This is a genomic window from Vibrio sp. 10N.286.51.E5, assembly GCF_041469125.1.
Taxonomy (GTDB): domain Bacteria; phylum Pseudomonadota; class Gammaproteobacteria; order Enterobacterales; family Vibrionaceae; genus Vibrio; species Vibrio crassostreae_C.
In genome coordinates this window covers 1-262 of record NZ_JBFRJZ010000040.1, presented here as the reverse complement: position 1 = coordinate 262, position 262 = coordinate 1, and the positions used below count along the sequence as shown (strand labels likewise).

The 262-nt window shown below is 45.4% G+C and carries 1 protein-coding gene; it reads left to right on the top strand.

Annotated features, from left to right (window positions below; all coding sequences use genetic code 11):
• Positions 1 to 262: helix-turn-helix domain-containing protein (locus AB4161_RS14390; protein WP_372083535.1), on the top strand; the 262-nt coding region annotated here is incomplete at both ends.

The following is a 262-nucleotide window of genomic DNA, read 5'->3' as shown; positions in this document are numbered from 1 at the left end:
ATGCTCGCATCACGAAGCGCCTAAAAAGTTATATAGAACAACTGCTGCCTCTTCTTCCCATTAAGCATATCTCCCAGTTAACGAGCGTACATTGGCACACCATTAAAGAGATAGATAAACGCCGACTTCGCCAAGTGGTACCGTCAGTGAAATGGGAAGAGCTAAGGCAACTCGTCATGGACGAGTTCGCTATCTTTAAAGGGCATAGGTATGCCACGGTCATTGTTGACGCTAAGACTCATCAAGTCATTTGGATAGGGTT